This is a genomic window from Colwellia marinimaniae (assembly GCF_002207865.1).
Classification (GTDB): Bacteria; Pseudomonadota; Gammaproteobacteria; order Enterobacterales; family Alteromonadaceae; genus Colwellia; species Colwellia marinimaniae.
In genome coordinates this window covers 1-289 of sequence record NZ_BDQM01000200.1, presented here as the reverse complement: position 1 = coordinate 289, position 289 = coordinate 1, and the positions used below count along the sequence as shown (strand labels likewise).

1 rRNA gene is annotated in these 289 nt (G+C 40.1%); it reads right to left on the bottom strand.

Going from position 1 to position 289, the window contains the following annotated elements:
- A 5S ribosomal RNA gene (gene rrf / locus MTCD1_RS18905) occupies positions 1–71 on the bottom strand; the annotation flags it as partial.
- Positions 72–289: the final 218 nt, after the last annotated feature.

The following is a 289-nucleotide window of genomic DNA, read 5'->3' as shown; positions in this document are numbered from 1 at the left end:
TCGGCGCAACTGCGTTTCACTTCTGAGTTCGGAATGGGATCAGGTGGGGCCACAGCGCTATGGTCGCTAAACAAAAACTTTTAATCACCGTACTTACCTTAAGCAAGACGATAATTAGCAATCTTGGAAATTTGATATAAATGATGTTTCAAAAGCGTTTCAAGTAACACGAGTACGTGTTTTATATATTTAAAATGTCAGTCTCAATCAACAAAACTACTTGGGTGTTGTATGGTTAAGCCTCACGGGCAATTAGTATCAGTTAGCTCAAGACCTCGCAGTCCTTACA